The following is a 15690-nucleotide window of genomic DNA, read 5'->3' as shown; positions in this document are numbered from 1 at the left end:
ATGCCGGTCGGCATAGCTCAATGCCCGGCGCCGCCGGAAACCCCGAGAAAGCGCTCCAGCGTCGCCGGATCGTTGATCAGCGCCACGCTCGGCGCATCGTGGACGATCGAACCGCGCTCCAGGATCACCGCCCGGTCGGCGAGGCCGAGAATCTTGCGGGCGTTCTGCTCGACGATGATGGAACAGATGCCGCCCGAACGGGTGATCTTGCCGAGTGCCGCCAGAAGCTCGTCGACGATGATTGGCGCAAGGCCTTCGGTCGGCTCGTCGAGCAGCAGCACCTTCGGATTGAGCGTGAGCGCGCGGCCGATCGCCAGCATCTGCTGCTCGCCGCCCGACAGCTGATTGCCGAAATTGCGGCGGCGCTCGTAAAGCCGCGGAAACATTTCGTAGACCCGCTCGAGGGTCCAGGGTCCCGGCTGGGCCACCGCCGTCATGTTCTCCTCGACGGTGAGGGAGCGGAAGATGTTGCGCTCCTGCGGCACCCAGCCGATGCCGGCACGGGCGCGCTGGTCGGGCCGCATCCTGGTGAAATCCTCCCCACCGAGAACGATGTTGCCGGAAAAGCGGCGGGTGACCCCGACGATGGAATTGATCAATGTGGTTTTGCCGGTGCCGTTGCGGCCGAGCAGCGCCAGAACCTGGCCTTCAGGCAGCGACAGGGTCAATTTCGGCAGCACCACGGCCTCGCCGTAGCCGGCGCGCAGATCGGTGATCGCCAGCAGGTCAGACATCGGCACCCTCGCCAAGATACACCGCCTTGACCTGGGGATCGCGCGCCACGTCGTCCGGCTCGCCTTCGACCAGCATGGCGCCGCTGACCAGCACCGAGATCCGGTCGGCGAAGGAAAAAACGAGATCCATGTCGTGTTCGATCAGCAGAACGGTGACGTCGCGGGGCAGGCTCGCCACCGCCGCGAGAATGTCGTGGCGCTCGCTCTCCGGCACGCCGGCGGCCGGCTCGTCGAGCAGCAGCACGCGCGGCTTGGTGGCGATCGCCACGGCGATCTCGAGCAGCCGCTGCTTGCCGTAAGGAAGCGTCGCGGTGCGCTCGCCGCGCACGTCGAACAGGTGGAAACGCGCCAGGTGCTCGGCGATTTCGCCGTTGACGTCCGGCCGGGTGCCGAGCACCCGCCACCAGTCCGAGCCATGGCCGAGCCGCTCGGATACCGCGAGACCGACGGTCTCGAGCGGCGTCAGCTCGGGATAGAGCTGGTTGATCTGGAAGGTCCGGGACAGGCCGCGCAGCACCCGCTGATGCACCGGCAGCGAGGTGATGTCGGCGCCGTCCAGCAGGATCTGTCCGCCATTCGGCCGCAGCACACCGGTGAGCAGATTGATCACCGTGGTCTTGCCGGCGCCGTTCGGGCCGATCAAAGCGTGGCGGGCGCCGCGCTTGACCTTGAGCGACAGGTCGCGGGTGACGGCGAGGCCGCCGAAATGCTTCTGCAGATTGATGGTTTCGAGTGCGTAGGTCATGACGTGCCCTCGCCCGGAGCGACGGTCGCGGCGCGGCCGGCGAGGCCGAGACGGCTCGTCACCACACCGATCCAGCGCTGCATGCGGTCGCGACCGATCAGCACCACCACCACCAGCACGAGGCCGATCCAGAACTGCCAGTATTGCGGCGTCCAGGACGAGAATGTCTCCTGCAGCAGGCGGAAGATCACCGCCCCGATCAGCCCGCCATAGAGATAGCCGGTACCACCGATCACCAGCACCAGCAGCAGGTCGGCGGAACGGTCGAAGGAGAAGACGTCGAGCGAAGCGAGCGCCGTGGACTGGGTGAACAGCGCACCGGCGATGCCGGCGAAGAACGCCGCCACCGTATAGATCGCGATCAGTCGGCGATTGACCGGAATGCCGATCGCCGCCGCCCGCAACGGATTGTTGCGGATCGCCCGCAGCGACAGGCCGAACGGCGAATGGACGATGCGCCGCGCCAGCAGGAACAGCACGAACGTCACGCACAGACAGTAGATGAAGCCCACCTTGCCGAAGATATCGAACTCGAACAGCCCGAGAATCGGCGCCATGGTGATGCCCTGGAGGCCGTCGAAGCCACCGGTGATGTCGGAATAGCGGTTGGCGAGTTCGCGCAGCACGAGAGCCACCGCCAGCGTCACCATCAGCCGCGTCAGGTCGGTGCCGCGCATCACCAGAAAGCTGGTGAGAAAACCGGCGACCATGGCCACCAGCCCGGCGGCGACGAGCGCGAGCACCGGCTCGTTGACGATGCCATGCTTGGCAAGCAGCCCGGCGGCGTAGGCGCCGAGGCCGAAGAAAGCCGCGTGTCCCAGCGAGACGATGCCGGCGTAGCCCAGGATGAGATCGAGCGAGAGCGCGAACAGGCCGAGCCATGCCATCTCGGTAAGGATGAGGTAGCGGTTCGGGAACAGGAAAATCGCCCCGAAGGCAACGAGCCAGAACAGCGCCTCCGGCCAGCGCCATTTCGCCTTGGCAACGAGCTGTTCGCCGATGGCGGGATGCGAGGTCATGGTCATCGTCGCCTCACCGCGTCGCCGAGCGTCCGAACAGGCCGTTCGGACGCCAGAGCAGGATCGCGATCATCATCGCGTAGATGACGAAGCCGCCGATCTTGGGAACATAATATTTGCCGGCGACATCGCCGATGCCGAGCAGCAGCGCGGCGACGAACGGGCCGGTGATCGTCGACGTGCCGCCGACCGCCACCACGATCAGGAAGTAGATCATGAATTTAAGCGGGAAATAGGGATCGAGACCCAGGATCTCGGCGCCGAGCGCGCCGCCGAGACCGGCGAGGCCGCAGCCGAAGGCGAAGGTCAGCGCGAAGACCTGATTGACGTTGATGCCGAGACCGGTGGCGGCGCGGGGGTCGTCCACCGCGGCCCGCAGCCGGCTGCCGAACCGGGTACGCGCCAGAATGAGTTGCAGCGCCACCGTCAGGAGACCGCAGATCACGATGATCATCAGGCGGTAGCGCCCGACGCCGATGCCGAAAATATCGATCTGGCTGCGCAGATAATCCGGAATCTGGATGAAGACCTGCTGCGAGCCCATGACGTAGTCCATGGCGGTGACCGCCATGAAGGCGATGCCGATGCTGAACAGCACCTGGTCGAGGTGGTTGCGACCGTAAAGATGGCGATAAAGCAGTCGCTCGAGGACGAGGCCGATCAGGCCCGCGGAGACGAAGGCCAGGGGCAGCGACGAAAAGAACGGCAGGCCCCAGCGGTTGACCAGGATGACACAGGCATAGCCGCCGGCCATGGCAAAGGCGCCGTGGGCGAGATTGACGAAGTTCATCAGGCCCATGGTCACCGCGAGACCGCAGGCAAGGACGAACAGCAGCATGCCGTAGGCGACGCCGTCGAACAGGATGGTCAGAACTGTCATGGCCGTTCCGGCAAGCGCGTCGTCATCGTGGTCGGGACTTCCGTTGCGATCAGAGTTGATATGCAGGACATGCAGGCGCGGTACCAAACCGCGCCTGCGGTGGGCATTCCGGCGCCGGGGAAAATCCGGCGCGCAGGCCTTACTTCTTCAGCTTGCCGGGATCCTTGATCGGGCCGAACGTGGCGAATTCGACGTTGTAGAGTTCGCCATCGACCTTCTCGACCTTGCGGATATAGACATTCTGGACGATGTCGCGGGTTTCCGGATCGATCGAGATCGGGCCGCGCGGGCTTTCCCACGACATCCCCTTCATCGCCGCGATCAGGGAATCGCCGTCGGCCTTGCCGCCGGTCTTCTTGAGCGCTTCATAGATGAGATGGATGCCGTCCCAGCCGCCGACCGCCATGAAGCCCGGCCGGGTCCCGAACGCCTTCTTGTAGGCCGCGACGAAATCCTTGTTCTTCTGCGAGGGGTGAGCCGCCGAATAGATATGGGCGGTCACCGCGCCGAGCGCCGCATCACCCATGTTGTTGAGCAGATCGTCGTCCATGACGTCGCCCGGTCCGATCACCTTGATGCCGCTCTTGTCGAGACCGCGCTCGACATACTGCTTCATGAAGTTGCCGCCCTGGCCGGCCGGCACGAACACGAACATCGCGTCCGGCTTGGCATCCTTCATGCGCTGCAGGAAGGGCGCAAAGTCCGGATTTGCGAGCGGGACCCTCACTTCCTCGACGATCTTGCCGCCGCCGCCCTCGAAATGCTCCTTGAACGAGTTCAGCGCGTCGACGCCCGGAGCGTAATCGGAGACCAGCACCGCCACCTTCTGGATGCCGTTCTTCACCGCCCAGTCACCGATCACCGTGGAGGACTGCGGCAGCGTGAAGCTGGTGCGCACGATATAGGGCGAGCGCTCGGTGATGATCGAGGTGCCCGCCGCCATGACGACTTCCGGCACCTTGGCCTGGGTCGCCAGCGGCGCCGCCGCCAGGGCGGCCGGCGTCACGCCGAACCCGGCGATGATGTTGACCTTTTCGTTGACGATCAGTTCCTGAGCGAGGCGCTTGGTGTTGTCGGGCAGCGCCGCGTCGTCCTTGAGGATGACTTCGACCTTCTTGCCGGCCACGGTGCTGCCGTTCAGTTGCTGATACAGCTTGATGGCGTTGTCGATCTGCTTGCCGGTCGAGGCCTGGCCGCCGGTCATCGGCACGATCAGGCCGATCTTCACGGTGTCCTCGGCCAGCGCCGGGGTACCGATCAGGGCGGCGGCGCCGACAAGGCCCACCAAGGCGGCACGGCGGTTCAGTGCAAATTTCGATGCAGTCATGTGGTCCCTCCAGTGGTTATTCGTTCAGGACCACTTGGCGTGGTCTCGATAAAATTAGAGCATTGGCCGAGCGAAGGCGAAACCCTCACCCGGCAATCCTGCCGCCAGGCCCTGCCCCTCCGGCGCAGCGTCTTCAGCGCCGCTCGAAACGCGAGGGCGGCGGGCGAGGCAGACCGTCGCATAGCCACCCCCGGGACGCGATGACAGGCCGCCATTTCGTCGCCGAAGTCAGTATCGACTTTCGAACGAGATCTCGGCCACCCGAGAATGGTCCGCGCCGCGCTGTGGCCCGCGACGTCCCCCTCCTGCAATGCGCCCGCCGGAGCGGCGCCATTTGTATACAGAAGCCTGCTTGAATCAACCTTTCCGGGACTGAATTCGCCGGACATCGCAATTCAATGTATACAAGTCCAGGTCAAAGTTCCCGCGGTCACCATTTCTCAACCGGGCTCAGCCCGGCAAGACCAGCTGGGTTTCATGACATGAACCAGTCAGGCGCGACGGGCGGCGAATGACCGGAAGCGCACCCGACCTATCGCAATGCAGCAGAACGGCGGCATCGATTGCGCGCTGGAGCTGGCAACCTTCGAGGCGGTCGACGCGCCGGCGCGCCGCCGTGCTGACCGACACCCCGCCGCGGCTCTACGGTTTTGCCGGCTGAGCGCCCATGCTCAGCACCCGTATTCAGTCGGTGAAGACCACCGTCTTGCGGCCGTTGAGAATGACGCGGTTCTCGAGGTGATAGCGGACCGCGCGCGCCAGCACGCGCCGCTCGATGTCGCGGCCCTTTCGGATCAGGTCCTCGGGCGAATCGCGATGGCTGATGCGCTCGACATCCTGATCGATGATCGGCCCCTCATCGAGATCGGCGGTGACGTAATGGGCGGTGGCGCCAATCAGCTTGACCCCGCGCTCGTGGGCCTGGTGGTAGGGCTTCGCGCCCTTGAAGCCCGGCAGGAAGGAGTGATGGATGTTGATGCAGCGACCGACAAGCCGTTTCGACATGTCGTTCGACAGCACCTGCATGTAGCGCGCCAGCACCACGAGCTCGGTCGCGGTATCCTCGACCAGCTTGAGCACTTCGGCTTCCTGCGCCGCCTTGGTCTCGCGCGTCACCGGCAGGTGATGAAACGGGATGTCGCCGAATTCGAAGCCGTTATAGGTCTCGCGCGGATGATTGGCGACGATCGCCGTCGGAATCATCTCCAGTTCCTGGGTGCGCCAGCGATAGAGGATGTCGGCGAGGCAGTGGTCGAATTTCGAGACCAGCAGCATGACGCGCCGCCGCTCGGCGCGATCGCGCATCTGCCAGTCGAAGGAGAAACGCGAGGCGATGGCGACGAAGGCCGCCTTGAGGTCGGTGAGCGGAATGCGGGCATCGGCCGGCCCGAACAGCACCCGCATGAAGAAATGCCCGGTTTCGGTATCGCTGAACTGCTGCGCGTCGAGAATGTTCTGGCCGTGGGACAGCAGGAAGGCGGACACCGCGGCGACGATGCCGGGGCGGTCCGGGCAGGACAGAGTCAGCACGAACTGGGATGAGGACATGGGATCACGTCACCGGGAATGAACTCGAAAGTTCCGCGTCCTGTATCACCTCGCCCCCCCTTGCGCCAATCCCCGCAGCGGCGACAATGGCTAGTGCGGTGGATCTGACGCTCGTTTCAGCATTGCAGCGAGTTCTTCATACGAGCGTCAGATCCAAAACCGCACTATGATGCCAGTGTCCCTTTTACCAGCGAACGCTCTCATCTCGAAGGTGCCTCATGGCGGACCGGCTCAACGGCGCGCGAATCCTGATCCTGGAGACGCGGGAGGAGGCGCAGTTCTCGCGCCTGCTCGTCGAGCAGGGCGCCGACGTGCTGCAATGCCCGATGTTCGTGATCCACGACAACCCGGTCGCAGAACCGGTGGAGGCCTTCATCCGGCGTGCCGTCGAACGCCCGCTGGACGATTTCGTGCTGCTGACCGGCGAAGGCCTGCGCCGGCTGGTGGCCGCGGCGCGGCGGATCGGCCTCGAAGCGGAATTCGTCAAAGCGGTCGGCGCCGCACGCTGCTTCACCAGAGGGCCCAAACCCGGCCGGGCGCTGCGCGACCTTGGCCTCGCTCCGGATGCAACCACCGATACCCCGACCTCGGAGGGCGTCGCCGCCCTGCTCGCCGGCTACGACCTCAATGGCCATCGCGTCGGCCTGCAGCTCTATCCCGACAAGGATCACGGCGCGCTCATCGCGGCCATCACCGCGCTCGGCGCCGAGGTCGAGACGGTGCTGCCTTACGTCTATGATCCGAAGGCCGCCGACGCCAACATCCTCAAGGCGATCGACGAAATGGCCGCCGGGCGGGTCGACGCCGTCGCCCTGACGAGCTCGGGCCAGGTGCGCCGCCTGATCGAGGCGGCCCGCCATCACGGCTACGAGGATCGGCTGCGCGCCGCGCTGGAGCGAACCAAGATCGCCTCGGTGGGCCCGGTGGTATCGGAGGAGCTCTCGGCCAACGGACTGCGGACCGATATCTACCCCGCCAACCACGCCTTCTTCATGAAGCCGCTGATCAGCGCCATGGCCCAGGTCCTCGGCGCCGGCCGGGGCCCCGCCTGATCTTCACCCTGCCCGCTCAGGCCGGGCCGGTCTCGCGCAGGAAGGCCTTGTAGGCCAGGCGAATGCCGTCCTGCAGCGAGGTGCGGGCACGCCAGCCCAGCGCCGCCAGCCTGCCGACATCGAGCAGCTTGCGCGGCGTGCCATCCGGCTTGGAGGCGTCGAAGCGGATCGCTCCGCCATAGCCGACCGCCTCGGCCACCACGCGGGCGAATTCGGCGATCGTGATGTCCTCGCCGGTGCCGATATTGACCAGCTGGTCGCTGGAATAGGTCTTGAGCAGGTGGACGCAGGCATCGGCCATGTCGTCCACATAGAGAAACTCGCGACGCGGCGTCCCGGTGCCCCAGACCACCACCTCGCCAGCGCCCGACTGTTTCGCCTCGTGGAAACGGCGGATCAGCGCGGCCACCACATGGCTGTATTCCGGATGGTAATTGTCGCCGGGGCCATAGAGATTGGTCGGCATCACGCTGACGAAATCGCTGCCGTACTGGGCGCGATAGGCTTCGATCATCTTGATGCCGGCGATCTTGGCGATCGCGTAGGGCTCATTGGTCGGCTCGAGCGGGCCGGTCAGCAGCGAGTCCTCACGCAGCGGCTGCGCCGCCAGCTTGGGGTAGATGCAGGACGAGCCGAGAAACAACAGCTTTTCGACGCCATGCAGATGCGCGGCGTGGATGACATTGGCCTCGATGATCAGGTTATCGTAGATGAATTCGGCGCGCAGGGTGTTGTTGGCGACGATACCGCCGACCTTGGCGGCCGCAAGCACCACGACCTGCGGCCGGGCGGCGGCGAAGAAGCGCTGGACGGCGGCCTGGTCGGCGAGATCGAGTTCGCTGCGCGAGGCGGTGAGAATTTCGACGCCCTCGCTCGCCAGGCGGCGAACCACCGCGCCACCGACCATGCCACCATGGCCGGCGACATAGATCTTCTTGCCCTTCAGATCGAACGGCGTCGTCGCCATTGCACTCCTCACGATCGCCGCAGCCGGCATCCGTCATCACGGCCGTCAGGGCCGAGAACCGCCGCCGCGACCATGGCCGCATATCACCGCTGGCGGCCTTCCCTACCACGCGATTTGCGCACTGCGCAAATCGCTGCCGGCCACGGCCACCCTTGCCAACAGCGGCCCTGCACCCCCACAATCCGGCAGGAAAATTCAACGACGCAAGCCACTTGCGGACCCCACGCCAGATTGGCGATAAGGTTCCTGCAAAAAGGCTTCGGCCGATAATGACAGAAACGATCTCAGGAGGATAACCATGCGCAGATCCCTCTCCACCGCGCTGATGACGGCAGCGCTGCTGGCGCTTCCGCTCTGCGGCGGCGCTTCGGCCGAGGACACCGTCAAGCTCGGCTATATCGACCCCCTGTCCGGCGGCGGCGCCAGCGTCGGCGAAGTCGGGTTCAAGACCTTCCAGTTTCTGGCCGACGAGCTCAACGCCAAGGGCGGCATTCTCGGCAAGAAGGTCGAGATCGTACCGCTCGACAACAAGACCAATCCGCAGGAAAGCCTGGTCCAGGCCCAAAAGGCGATCGATGCCGGGGTTCGCTACATCACCCAGGGCAACGGCTCGTCGGTGGCGGCGGCGCTGTCCGACTTCGTCACCAAATTCAACGAGCGCAACCCGGGCAAGGAAGTGCTCTACTTCAACTACGCCGCCGTCGATCCGGTGCTCACCAACGACAAGTGCAGCTTCTGGCACTTCCGCTGGGATGCGAGCTCCGACATCAAGATGGAAGCGCTGACCAACTACATCAAGACCGTTCCGGCCGTGAAGAAGGTCTACCTGATCAATCAGGACTATTCGTTCGGCGAATCCGTGCGCACCGAAGCCAAGGCGATGCTGGCCAAGAAGCGGCCGGACATCCAGATCGTCGGCGACGAGCTGCATCCGCTGCTCAAGGTCACCGACTTCGCGCCCTATATCGCCAAGATCAAGGCTTCGGGCGCCGACAGCGTCATCACCGGCAACTGGGGACAGGATTTCGCGCTGCTGCTGAAGGCCGCCGCGGACGCCGGCCTCAAGGTCGACTGGTTCACCTATTACGCCGGCGGCACCGGCGGCCCGACCGCGATCAAGCAGGCCAATCTCGACCATCAGGTCTTCCAGATCTCCGAAGGCGTGCCCAATCTCGGCTATGCCCCCGCCGCCGAATTCGAGAAGGCGCTCCGCGCCAAGTACGACTTCAGCCTGTTCTACCCGCGCGCCGTCAACGAGATGCGGATGTTCAAGGCCGCGGCGGAAAAGGCCAATTCGCTCGACCCGGTGAAGGTCGCCAAGGCGCTCGAAGGCATGGAAGTCGAGGTCTACGACGGCGGCAAGGGCGTCATGCGCAAGGACGACCATCAGTTCTTCCAGCCGATGTACATCTCCTCCTTCGGCGCGCGCAACGACAAGGAGCCGTTCGACGAGGAGAAGACCGGCTGGGGCTGGCGCCTCGTCGCCAAGATCGACACCCCGAACACCGTACTGCCGACCACCTGCAAGATGGACCGGCCGTAAGGAGGATCTCCCGCCCTCATCCCGAGGAGGCGCGACGCGCCGTCTCGACGGACGAGGGCGGACTTGCAGGAGATGCTTCGGCCTCATGGTTCGAGACGCGCGGCGCGCCGGAGTCCGGCGACGGCTCGAATGAGCGCGCCGCGCTCCTCACCACGAGGGGAAACACGTTGGGGGTGGGAGACCTTCCTTGCTCGAACTGATCGCCATATCGACGCTCAACGGCATTCTGTTCGGAATGCTGCTCTTCCTGATGGCGAGCGGGCTGACCGTCATCTTCAGCATGCTCGGCGTGCTCAACTTCGCCCATGCCAGCTTCTACATGCTGGGCGCCTTTTTCGGTTATCAGCTCAGCCGCTGGATCGGCTTCTGGCCGGCACTGGTGATCGCGCCGGCGCTCGCCGGCTGCATCGGCGCCGCCGTGGAGCGCTACGGCTTGCGCAATGTCCACAAGAACGGCCACGTCGCCGAACTCTTGTTCACCTTCGGCCTCGCCTTCGCCATCGAGGAGGTCGTGCAGATGATCTGGGGCAAGGCGCCGATGGACTATCGGGTGCCTGCCCTGCTCGACTTTCCGGCCTTCACCGTCTTCTCCACCAATTACCCTGCCTACAAGATGTTCATGCTGGCGGTCGCGGTGGCGATTTTCGTCGCGCTGCTGGTCGTGCTGAAGAAGACCCGGATCGGCATGATCGTCCAGGCCGCGCTCACCCATCCGCATATGGTCGGACATCTCGGCCATAACGTCGGGCGGATCTTCATGACGGTGTTCGGCTTCGGCACGGCGCTTGCCGCCGTCGCCGGCGTCATCGCCGGCCCGGCGCTGGTCACCCAGTCGAACATGGCCGGCCTGCTCGGCCCGATCCTGTTCGTGGTCGTGGTGGTCGGCGGGCTCGGCTCGCTGCCCGGCGCCTTCATCGCCTCGCTGCTGATCGGATTGCTGCAGACCTTCGCGGTCTCGATCAATGCCTCGCTCGCCAGCGTGTTCGGGCCGCTCGCCACCAGCGGTCCGTCCCTGCTCAGCGACATCTGGAACGTCAGCATCGCCCAGATCGCGCCGGTGCTGCCTTACATGCTGCTGGTGTTGATCCTCATCTTCCGCCCGATGGGTCTGCTCGGAACCCGCGAGTCATGAGCCCCCAGGACACGAGCCCGCAGACATGAGCACGCAAGACCGGAATTCCTCAAAGGGCGCGAACCTGCGCTTCTACGGCATCTGGATTTCGACCGCAGTCGTGTTGCTGGTGTTGCCCCGGCTGTTCGCCTCGGGCAGCTCGCTGACCACCTTCAGCCTGATCGGCATCGCGGTGATCTTCGCCCTGTCCTACAATATCCTGCTCGGCCAGACCGGCATGCTGTCCTTCGGCCACGCGGTCTATTATGGCCTCGGCGGCTTCCTGGCGATCCACGGCATGAACCTGATCGCCGCCAGCAAGTGGCCGGTGCCGCTGCCGCTGGTGCCGTTGATCGGCGGGTTCGCCGGCCTCACCTTCGCGCTGCTGCTCGGCTGGGTCTCGACGCGACGCAGCGGCACCGTCTTCGCCATGATCTCGCTCGGCCTCGCCGAACTGGTCGGCTCCTCGGCGCTGATCCTGCGCAGCTTCTTCGGCGGCGAGGCCGGCGTCACCGCCAATCGCACCAAGCTGTTCCGCGTCTTCGATCTGAGCTTCGGGCCACAGGTCCAGATCTACTACCTGGTTGCGCTCTGGGCCCTGATCGCGGCCATCGCGATGTACGCTCTCACCCGCACGCCTCTGGGCCGGATGTGCAACGCCGTGCGCGACAATCCCGAACGCGTCCAGTTCGTCGGCTACGATCCGCATGTGGTCCGTTATATCGCCTTCTGCTTCTCCGGCTTCTTCGCCGGCATCGCCGGGGCGCTGTCGGCGATCAATTTCGAGATCGCCAATTCGGCCTATCTCGGCGCCGCGCAATCCGGCATCGTGCTGTTCGCCGCCTATATCGGCGGCATCGGCCTTTTCTTCGGCCCGATTATCGGCGCCATCTTCGTCACCTATCTGTCGCTGGCGCTCAGCGATCTCACCTCGGTCTGGCAGCTCTATTTCGGCCTGATCTTCATCGCCGTGGTGGTGTTCGCGCCGGGCGGCATCGCCGGCGTCATGATGCGCCACCGGCCGGTGTTGCGCGCGGGCCGGATGGGGCCGGTCCTGCGCTCCTACGCCGTGGCGGCTTTGCCGACGCTGGCCCTGCTCGCGGGCTGCGTCCTGAGCATCGAAGTGATCGTCCATCACACCGTCAACGCCACCGACGATCCCCATATCCGGGCATTCGGCATGACCTTCGACACGGCGAGCCCGATGACCTGGCTGGCCGCGGCAACGCTGGTTCTGGTCGGCTACGCCGTGGCACGGCCGGCCTGGACCTATGTCGGCCACAGCTTCGACGAAGCGCTGATCGCGGCGCGCGCCAAGGGATACCTCGCATGACGCCCGCCATCACCATCCGCAATGTCAGCAAGAGTTTCGGCAGCATCCAGATCATCCGCAGCCTCAACCTGACGGTCGGTCAGGGCGAGCGCCACGCCGTGATCGGGCCGAACGGCGCCGGCAAATCCACCACCTTCAACCTGATCTCGGGCTACATGGCGCCGACCACCGGCGAGATTCTGCTGCGCGATAAGGTGATCTCGGGCCTGCCGCCCTACCAGATCAACCGCCGCGGACTGTCGCGCAGCTTCCAGGTGACCAACGTCTTTGCCAACATGAGCGTGTGGGAGAACGTGCGCTGCGCGCTGCTCTGGACCACCGGCCATCGCTACGCCTTCTGGAAGAATGTCGATCGCCTGCCCGAGGTGCGCGAGCGCACCGCCCAGATCCTGGAGGACATCGGCCTCGCCGACCGCCGCGACATTCCCGCCGGCCTGCTGACCTATGCCGAGCAGCGGGCGCTGGAGATCGGCATCACCACCGCCGGCGGCGCCGACGTCATCCTGCTGGACGAGCCGACCGCGGGCATGAGTCATGCCGAGACCGAGCGCGCGGTGGAGCTGATCCGCCGCCTGACCGAAGGCCGCACCCTGCTCATCGTCGAGCACGACATGAGCGTCGTGTTCGGCCTCGCCGACCGCATCTCGGTGCTGGTCTACGGCCAGATCATCGCCTCCGGCACGCCGGACGAGATCCGCGCCAATCCCAAGGTCCGGGAAGCCTATCTGGGCGAAGAGGCGGCCTGATGCTCGAGGTGCATGATCTTCACGCCTATTACGGCAAGAGCCACATCCTGCAGGGTGTCGATTTCCACGTCGATGCCGGCGAGGTGGTGAGCCTGCTCGGCCGCAACGGCGTCGGCCGTTCCACCACGGTCAAGGCGATCATGGGCGAGGTGCCGCCGCAAGGGATCGTCCGCTTCAAGGGGCAGGACATCGCCGGCTGGCCGAGCTACCGGATTGCCCGGCTCGGGCTCGGCTACGTGCCGGAGAACCGGGACATCTTCCCAACGCTGACGGTGCGCCAGAACCTCCTGATGGGGATCAAGGACCCGCGCCGGCGGGGCCGCTGGAAGCTCGAAGACATGCTGGCGATGTTTCCCAATCTCGCCGAGCGCGCCGACACCGCCGCCGGCGTCCTGTCCGGCGGCGAGAAGCAGATGCTGACCATCTGCCGCACCCTGATGGGCAACCCGGATCTCGTGATGATCGATGAGCCGACCGAGGGACTGGCGCCGCTGATCGTGCAGCGGGTCGGCGACCTCATCGCCGAGATCGCCCGGCGCGGCCTCGCCATCCTCCTGGTCGAGCAGAAGCTGTCGATCGCCATGCGCATCTCGCACCGCGTCTACGTCATGGGTCACGGCAGGATGGTGTTCGAGGGCACGCCGGCCGAACTCAAGGCCAACGACGCGGTCCGCAAGGAATGGCTGGAGGTGTAGGCGGCGAGCGTCTGCTGCGATCGAATACGAACGTTGGAAACGGGACACTCGTCTTTTGCCGTCCGCAAGGGAGCGGTCCAAACCATGATTTCGGCGGAGCGACTGCGCCAGATCGCCTTCTGGGCGCACGGGCTGAACGAGACCGAGATCGAGCAGACCCGCCGCGGCATCGTCGAGAAGGACGTCGCCAAGGGCGCCTATCTCTGCCACCGCGGCGACCGGCTCGATTTCTGGACCGGCATGATTGGCGGCGTCATGAAGATGGCGACCGTGTCGAAGTCCGGCAAGTCTGCGACGCTGGCCGGCCTGCGAGCCGGCAGCTGGTTCGGCGAGGGCTCGGTGCTGAAGTCCGAACCACGCCGCTACGACCTGATCGCGCTGCGCGACAGCCGGGTGGCGCTCATGGAGCGGGCGACCTTCTTCTGGCTGTACGACAACAGCGTCGCCTTCAACCGCTTCCTGATCCGCCAGTTCAACGAGCGGATCAGCCAGTTCATCGGCCTCGTCGAGTACGACCGCACGCTCGATGCGCCGAGCCGCGTCGCCCGCAGCATCGCCTGGCTGTTCAATCCGGTGCTGTACCCGACCGCCGACACCCATCTGGAAATCACCCAGGAGGAGCTGGGTCAGCTCGCCGGCCTGTCGCGCCAGCACACCAACGAGGCTCTCAAGCTGCTCGAGACCAGGGGGCTGCTCGGTGTCGAGCGCGGCGGCATCACGGTGCGCAGCCTCGCCGGGCTCGCCAATTACGGCGAATAGGATTGCCGGCCTGCGCAGCGGTTTTGCTGCAGCGCCGAACGCGGTGCGAAAGCGCATTCTGAAGAAGATCCTTCCCTCGAAAATTTTCCGCCTTGTGTCACCTAAACGCTGGCGGACCAGCGCCCGCGCGTGGGAGCCATGGCGTGCTCGGGGCGACCGCCGCACGCCATTTTTTCTGGTGCAGCATTATGCCCTAAGTTGAATAGGTTAGCGGGCCCGATCGAACTAGATTAGAGGCGCCGGATGAACGACAATCCGGGCACGAGAGCGCCGAAGGCGCCGGACGGGAGGGGTGCGGCTTGGTCCAGGAGACATTGGACAAGAGCGGCTTGAACAAGAGCAGCTCGGACAAGGGCAGCTTGGACAAGGAGGCGACGCCGCCGGCCGCGGCTGGCGTCACCGCCTCGTTGCGGCCCGCGCTGGAAGTGCGTGGCGTGTCGCTGCGCTTCGGCGGCGTGCGTGCGCTCACCGATGTCGGCTTCACCGTCAACGAGGGCGAACTGTTCTCGATCATCGGCCCGAACGGCGCCGGCAAGACCTCGATGGTCAACTGCATTTCCGGCCGCTACCGCCCCACCGAGGGCAGGCTGTACTATCGCGGCCGCGACATCACCGGCCTCAATCCCAATGCCCGGCCCTCGCTCGGCATCGGCAGGACCTTCCAGAACCTCGCCCTCTTCCACCACATGAGCGTGCTCGACAACATCATGGTCGGCCGCCATCACCTCCTCAAGAACAACTTCCTGACCGGCGCGCTGTACTGGCTGACCGGCGCGCGCGCCGAGGAGCTCGAGCACCGCGGCAAGGTCGAGGAAATCATCGACTTCCTCGACCTGCAGCCGGTGCGCAAGGCGACCGCCGGCACCCTGTCCTACGGCCTGCGCAAGCGTGTCGAGCTCGCCCGCGCCATGGCGCTCGAGCCGAGCCTCATCCTGCTCGACGAGCCGATGGCCGGCATGAATTTCGAAGAGAAGGAGGACATGGCGCGCTACATCGTCGATCTCAACGAGGAGTACGGGATGACGGTGATGATGATCGAGCACGACATGGGGGTGGTGATGGACATCTCCCATCGCGTCATGGTGCTCGATTTCGGCCGCAAGATCGCCGAAGGCGATCCGCAGTCGGTGCTCGCCGACACGCACGTCAAGCGCGCCTATCTCGGCGAGGAGGACGAACGGCTGGTCAGCCCCGACGATGCAGCACCAGCGCCGGCCGCTTGAGGGAGGCG

Annotated in this window: 15 protein-coding genes; 8 read left to right on the top strand and 7 right to left on the bottom strand. The window is 65.3% G+C overall.

All coding sequences use genetic code 11. The features are described from left to right. Positions 1 to 17: 17 nt before the first annotated feature. The 6 genes from DB459_RS17110 to purU all read right to left on the bottom strand — a co-directional run bounded on the left by DB459_RS17110 (position 18) and on the right by purU (position 6253). Entirely contained in the window at positions 18 to 734 is a 717-nt protein-coding gene (locus DB459_RS17110; RefSeq protein ID WP_253706472.1) for an ABC transporter ATP-binding protein, read from the bottom strand. Further along, positions 727 to 1479 carry an ABC transporter ATP-binding protein gene (locus DB459_RS17105; RefSeq protein WP_253706471.1) on the bottom strand — a complete coding sequence of 251 codons (753 nt, stop codon included), beginning with the start codon at positions 1477 to 1479 and terminating at the stop codon, positions 727 to 729. Before DB459_RS17105 ends, DB459_RS17110 begins: the two co-directional genes overlap by 8 nt. Beyond that, positions 1476 to 2504 (bottom strand): branched-chain amino acid ABC transporter permease, encoded by a 1029-nt coding sequence (locus DB459_RS17100; RefSeq protein ID WP_253706470.1) that lies wholly within the window; start codon positions 2502 to 2504, stop codon positions 1476 to 1478. Before DB459_RS17100 ends, DB459_RS17105 begins: the two co-directional genes overlap by 4 nt. A gap of 7 nt (positions 2505 to 2511) precedes the next feature. Continuing rightward, positions 2512 to 3378, bottom strand: coding sequence for a branched-chain amino acid ABC transporter permease (locus DB459_RS17095; protein ID WP_253706469.1), 867 nt, complete (start codon positions 3376 to 3378; stop codon positions 2512 to 2514). 139 nt (positions 3379 to 3517) lie between these two features. Continuing rightward, positions 3518 to 4705 (bottom strand): ABC transporter substrate-binding protein, encoded by a 1188-nt coding sequence (locus DB459_RS17090; RefSeq protein ID WP_253706468.1) that lies wholly within the window; start codon positions 4703 to 4705, stop codon positions 3518 to 3520. 684 nt (positions 4706 to 5389) lie between these two features. Then, positions 5390 to 6253: a formyltetrahydrofolate deformylase gene (purU, locus tag DB459_RS17085; RefSeq protein WP_253706467.1), complete on the bottom strand. Its 864-nt coding sequence runs from the start codon at positions 6251 to 6253 to the stop codon at positions 5390 to 5392. 218 nt (positions 6254 to 6471) lie between these two features. Between purU and DB459_RS17080 the strand changes: the two genes are divergently transcribed. Further along, complete coding sequence (locus tag DB459_RS17080) at positions 6472 to 7305, top strand: uroporphyrinogen-III synthase (protein ID WP_253706466.1); 834 nt, start codon at positions 6472 to 6474, stop codon at positions 7303 to 7305. 16 nt (positions 7306 to 7321) lie between these two features. On the opposite strand, the gene DB459_RS17075 is transcribed toward DB459_RS17080, so the two are convergent. Beyond that, entirely contained in the window at positions 7322 to 8272 is a 951-nt protein-coding gene (locus tag DB459_RS17075) for a GDP-L-fucose synthase (protein ID WP_305884135.1), read from the bottom strand. A gap of 298 nt (positions 8273 to 8570) precedes the next feature. Between DB459_RS17075 and DB459_RS17070 the strand changes: the two genes are divergently transcribed. The 7 genes from DB459_RS17070 (at position 8571) to DB459_RS17040 (ending at position 15682) form a co-directional block, all read left to right on the top strand. Then, the gene (locus DB459_RS17070) at positions 8571 to 9815 is read left to right on the top strand and encodes a branched-chain amino acid ABC transporter substrate-binding protein (RefSeq protein WP_253706465.1); all 1245 of its coding nucleotides are present in this window, start codon (positions 8571 to 8573) and stop codon (positions 9813 to 9815) included. A 187-nt stretch (positions 9816 to 10002) separates the two neighbouring features. Beyond that, entirely contained in the window at positions 10003 to 10947 is a 945-nt protein-coding gene (locus DB459_RS17065; protein ID WP_253706464.1) for a branched-chain amino acid ABC transporter permease, read from the top strand. Between the two features lie 25 nt (positions 10948 to 10972). Beyond that, complete coding sequence (locus tag DB459_RS17060; protein ID WP_253706463.1) at positions 10973 to 12259, top strand: branched-chain amino acid ABC transporter permease; 1287 nt, start codon at positions 10973 to 10975, stop codon at positions 12257 to 12259. After that, positions 12256 to 13005 carry an ABC transporter ATP-binding protein gene (locus DB459_RS17055; RefSeq protein WP_253706462.1) on the top strand — a complete coding sequence of 250 codons (750 nt, stop codon included), beginning with the start codon at positions 12256 to 12258 and terminating at the stop codon, positions 13003 to 13005. Before DB459_RS17060 ends, DB459_RS17055 begins: the two co-directional genes overlap by 4 nt. Then, on the top strand, positions 13005 to 13700 hold the full coding sequence (locus DB459_RS17050) for an ABC transporter ATP-binding protein (RefSeq protein ID WP_253706461.1): 696 nt from the start codon (positions 13005 to 13007) through the stop codon (positions 13698 to 13700). The genes DB459_RS17055 and DB459_RS17050 overlap by 1 nt, the downstream gene beginning before the upstream one ends. 84 nt (positions 13701 to 13784) lie before the next feature. Further along, positions 13785 to 14459: a Crp/Fnr family transcriptional regulator gene (locus tag DB459_RS17045; RefSeq protein WP_253706460.1), complete on the top strand. Its 675-nt coding sequence runs from the start codon at positions 13785 to 13787 to the stop codon at positions 14457 to 14459. Positions 14460 to 14866: 407 nt separating this feature from the next. Further along, positions 14867 to 15682, top strand: a complete 816-nt coding sequence (locus DB459_RS17040; RefSeq protein WP_253713606.1) for an ABC transporter ATP-binding protein — start codon at positions 14867 to 14869, stop codon at positions 15680 to 15682. The last annotated feature ends 8 nt before the right edge of the window (positions 15683 to 15690 follow it).

This window comes from Bradyrhizobium sp. WD16 (assembly GCF_024181725.1).
Taxonomy (GTDB): Bacteria; Pseudomonadota; Alphaproteobacteria; order Rhizobiales; family Xanthobacteraceae; genus Bradyrhizobium_A.
Note: the sequence above shows the minus strand (reverse complement) of the source record. Positions and strands in the feature narration are given on the sequence as shown.

What these genes read in the sequence shown, in the direction of transcription:
- DB459_RS17095 (WP_253706469.1), bottom strand. Translation starts at nt 3,378, where the DNA reads ATGACAGTTCTGACCATCCTGTTCGACGGCGTCGCCTACGGCATGCTG.
- DB459_RS17045 (WP_253706460.1), top strand. Translation starts at nt 13,785, where the DNA reads ATGATTTCGGCGGAGCGACTGCGCCAGATCGCCTTCTGGGCGCACGGG.
- DB459_RS17055 (WP_253706462.1), top strand. Translation starts at nt 12,256, where the DNA reads ATGACGCCCGCCATCACCATCCGCAATGTCAGCAAGAGTTTCGGCAGC.
- DB459_RS17105 (WP_253706471.1), bottom strand. Translation starts at nt 1,479, where the DNA reads ATGACCTACGCACTCGAAACCATCAATCTGCAGAAGCATTTCGGCGGC.
- DB459_RS17090 (WP_253706468.1), bottom strand. Translation starts at nt 4,705, where the DNA reads ATGACTGCATCGAAATTTGCACTGAACCGCCGTGCCGCCTTGGTGGGC.
- DB459_RS17100 (WP_253706470.1), bottom strand. Translation starts at nt 2,504, where the DNA reads ATGACCATGACCTCGCATCCCGCCATCGGCGAACAGCTCGTTGCCAAG.
- DB459_RS17050 (WP_253706461.1), top strand. Translation starts at nt 13,005, where the DNA reads ATGCTCGAGGTGCATGATCTTCACGCCTATTACGGCAAGAGCCACATC.
- DB459_RS17075 (WP_305884135.1), bottom strand. Translation starts at nt 8,272, where the DNA reads ATGGCGACGACGCCGTTCGATCTGAAGGGCAAGAAGATCTATGTCGCC.
- DB459_RS17110 (WP_253706472.1), bottom strand. Translation starts at nt 734, where the DNA reads ATGTCTGACCTGCTGGCGATCACCGATCTGCGCGCCGGCTACGGCGAG.
- purU (WP_253706467.1), bottom strand. Translation starts at nt 6,253, where the DNA reads ATGTCCTCATCCCAGTTCGTGCTGACTCTGTCCTGCCCGGACCGCCCC.
- DB459_RS17070 (WP_253706465.1), top strand. Translation starts at nt 8,571, where the DNA reads ATGCGCAGATCCCTCTCCACCGCGCTGATGACGGCAGCGCTGCTGGCG.
- DB459_RS17060 (WP_253706463.1), top strand. Translation starts at nt 10,973, where the DNA reads ATGAGCACGCAAGACCGGAATTCCTCAAAGGGCGCGAACCTGCGCTTC.
- DB459_RS17080 (WP_253706466.1), top strand. Translation starts at nt 6,472, where the DNA reads ATGGCGGACCGGCTCAACGGCGCGCGAATCCTGATCCTGGAGACGCGG.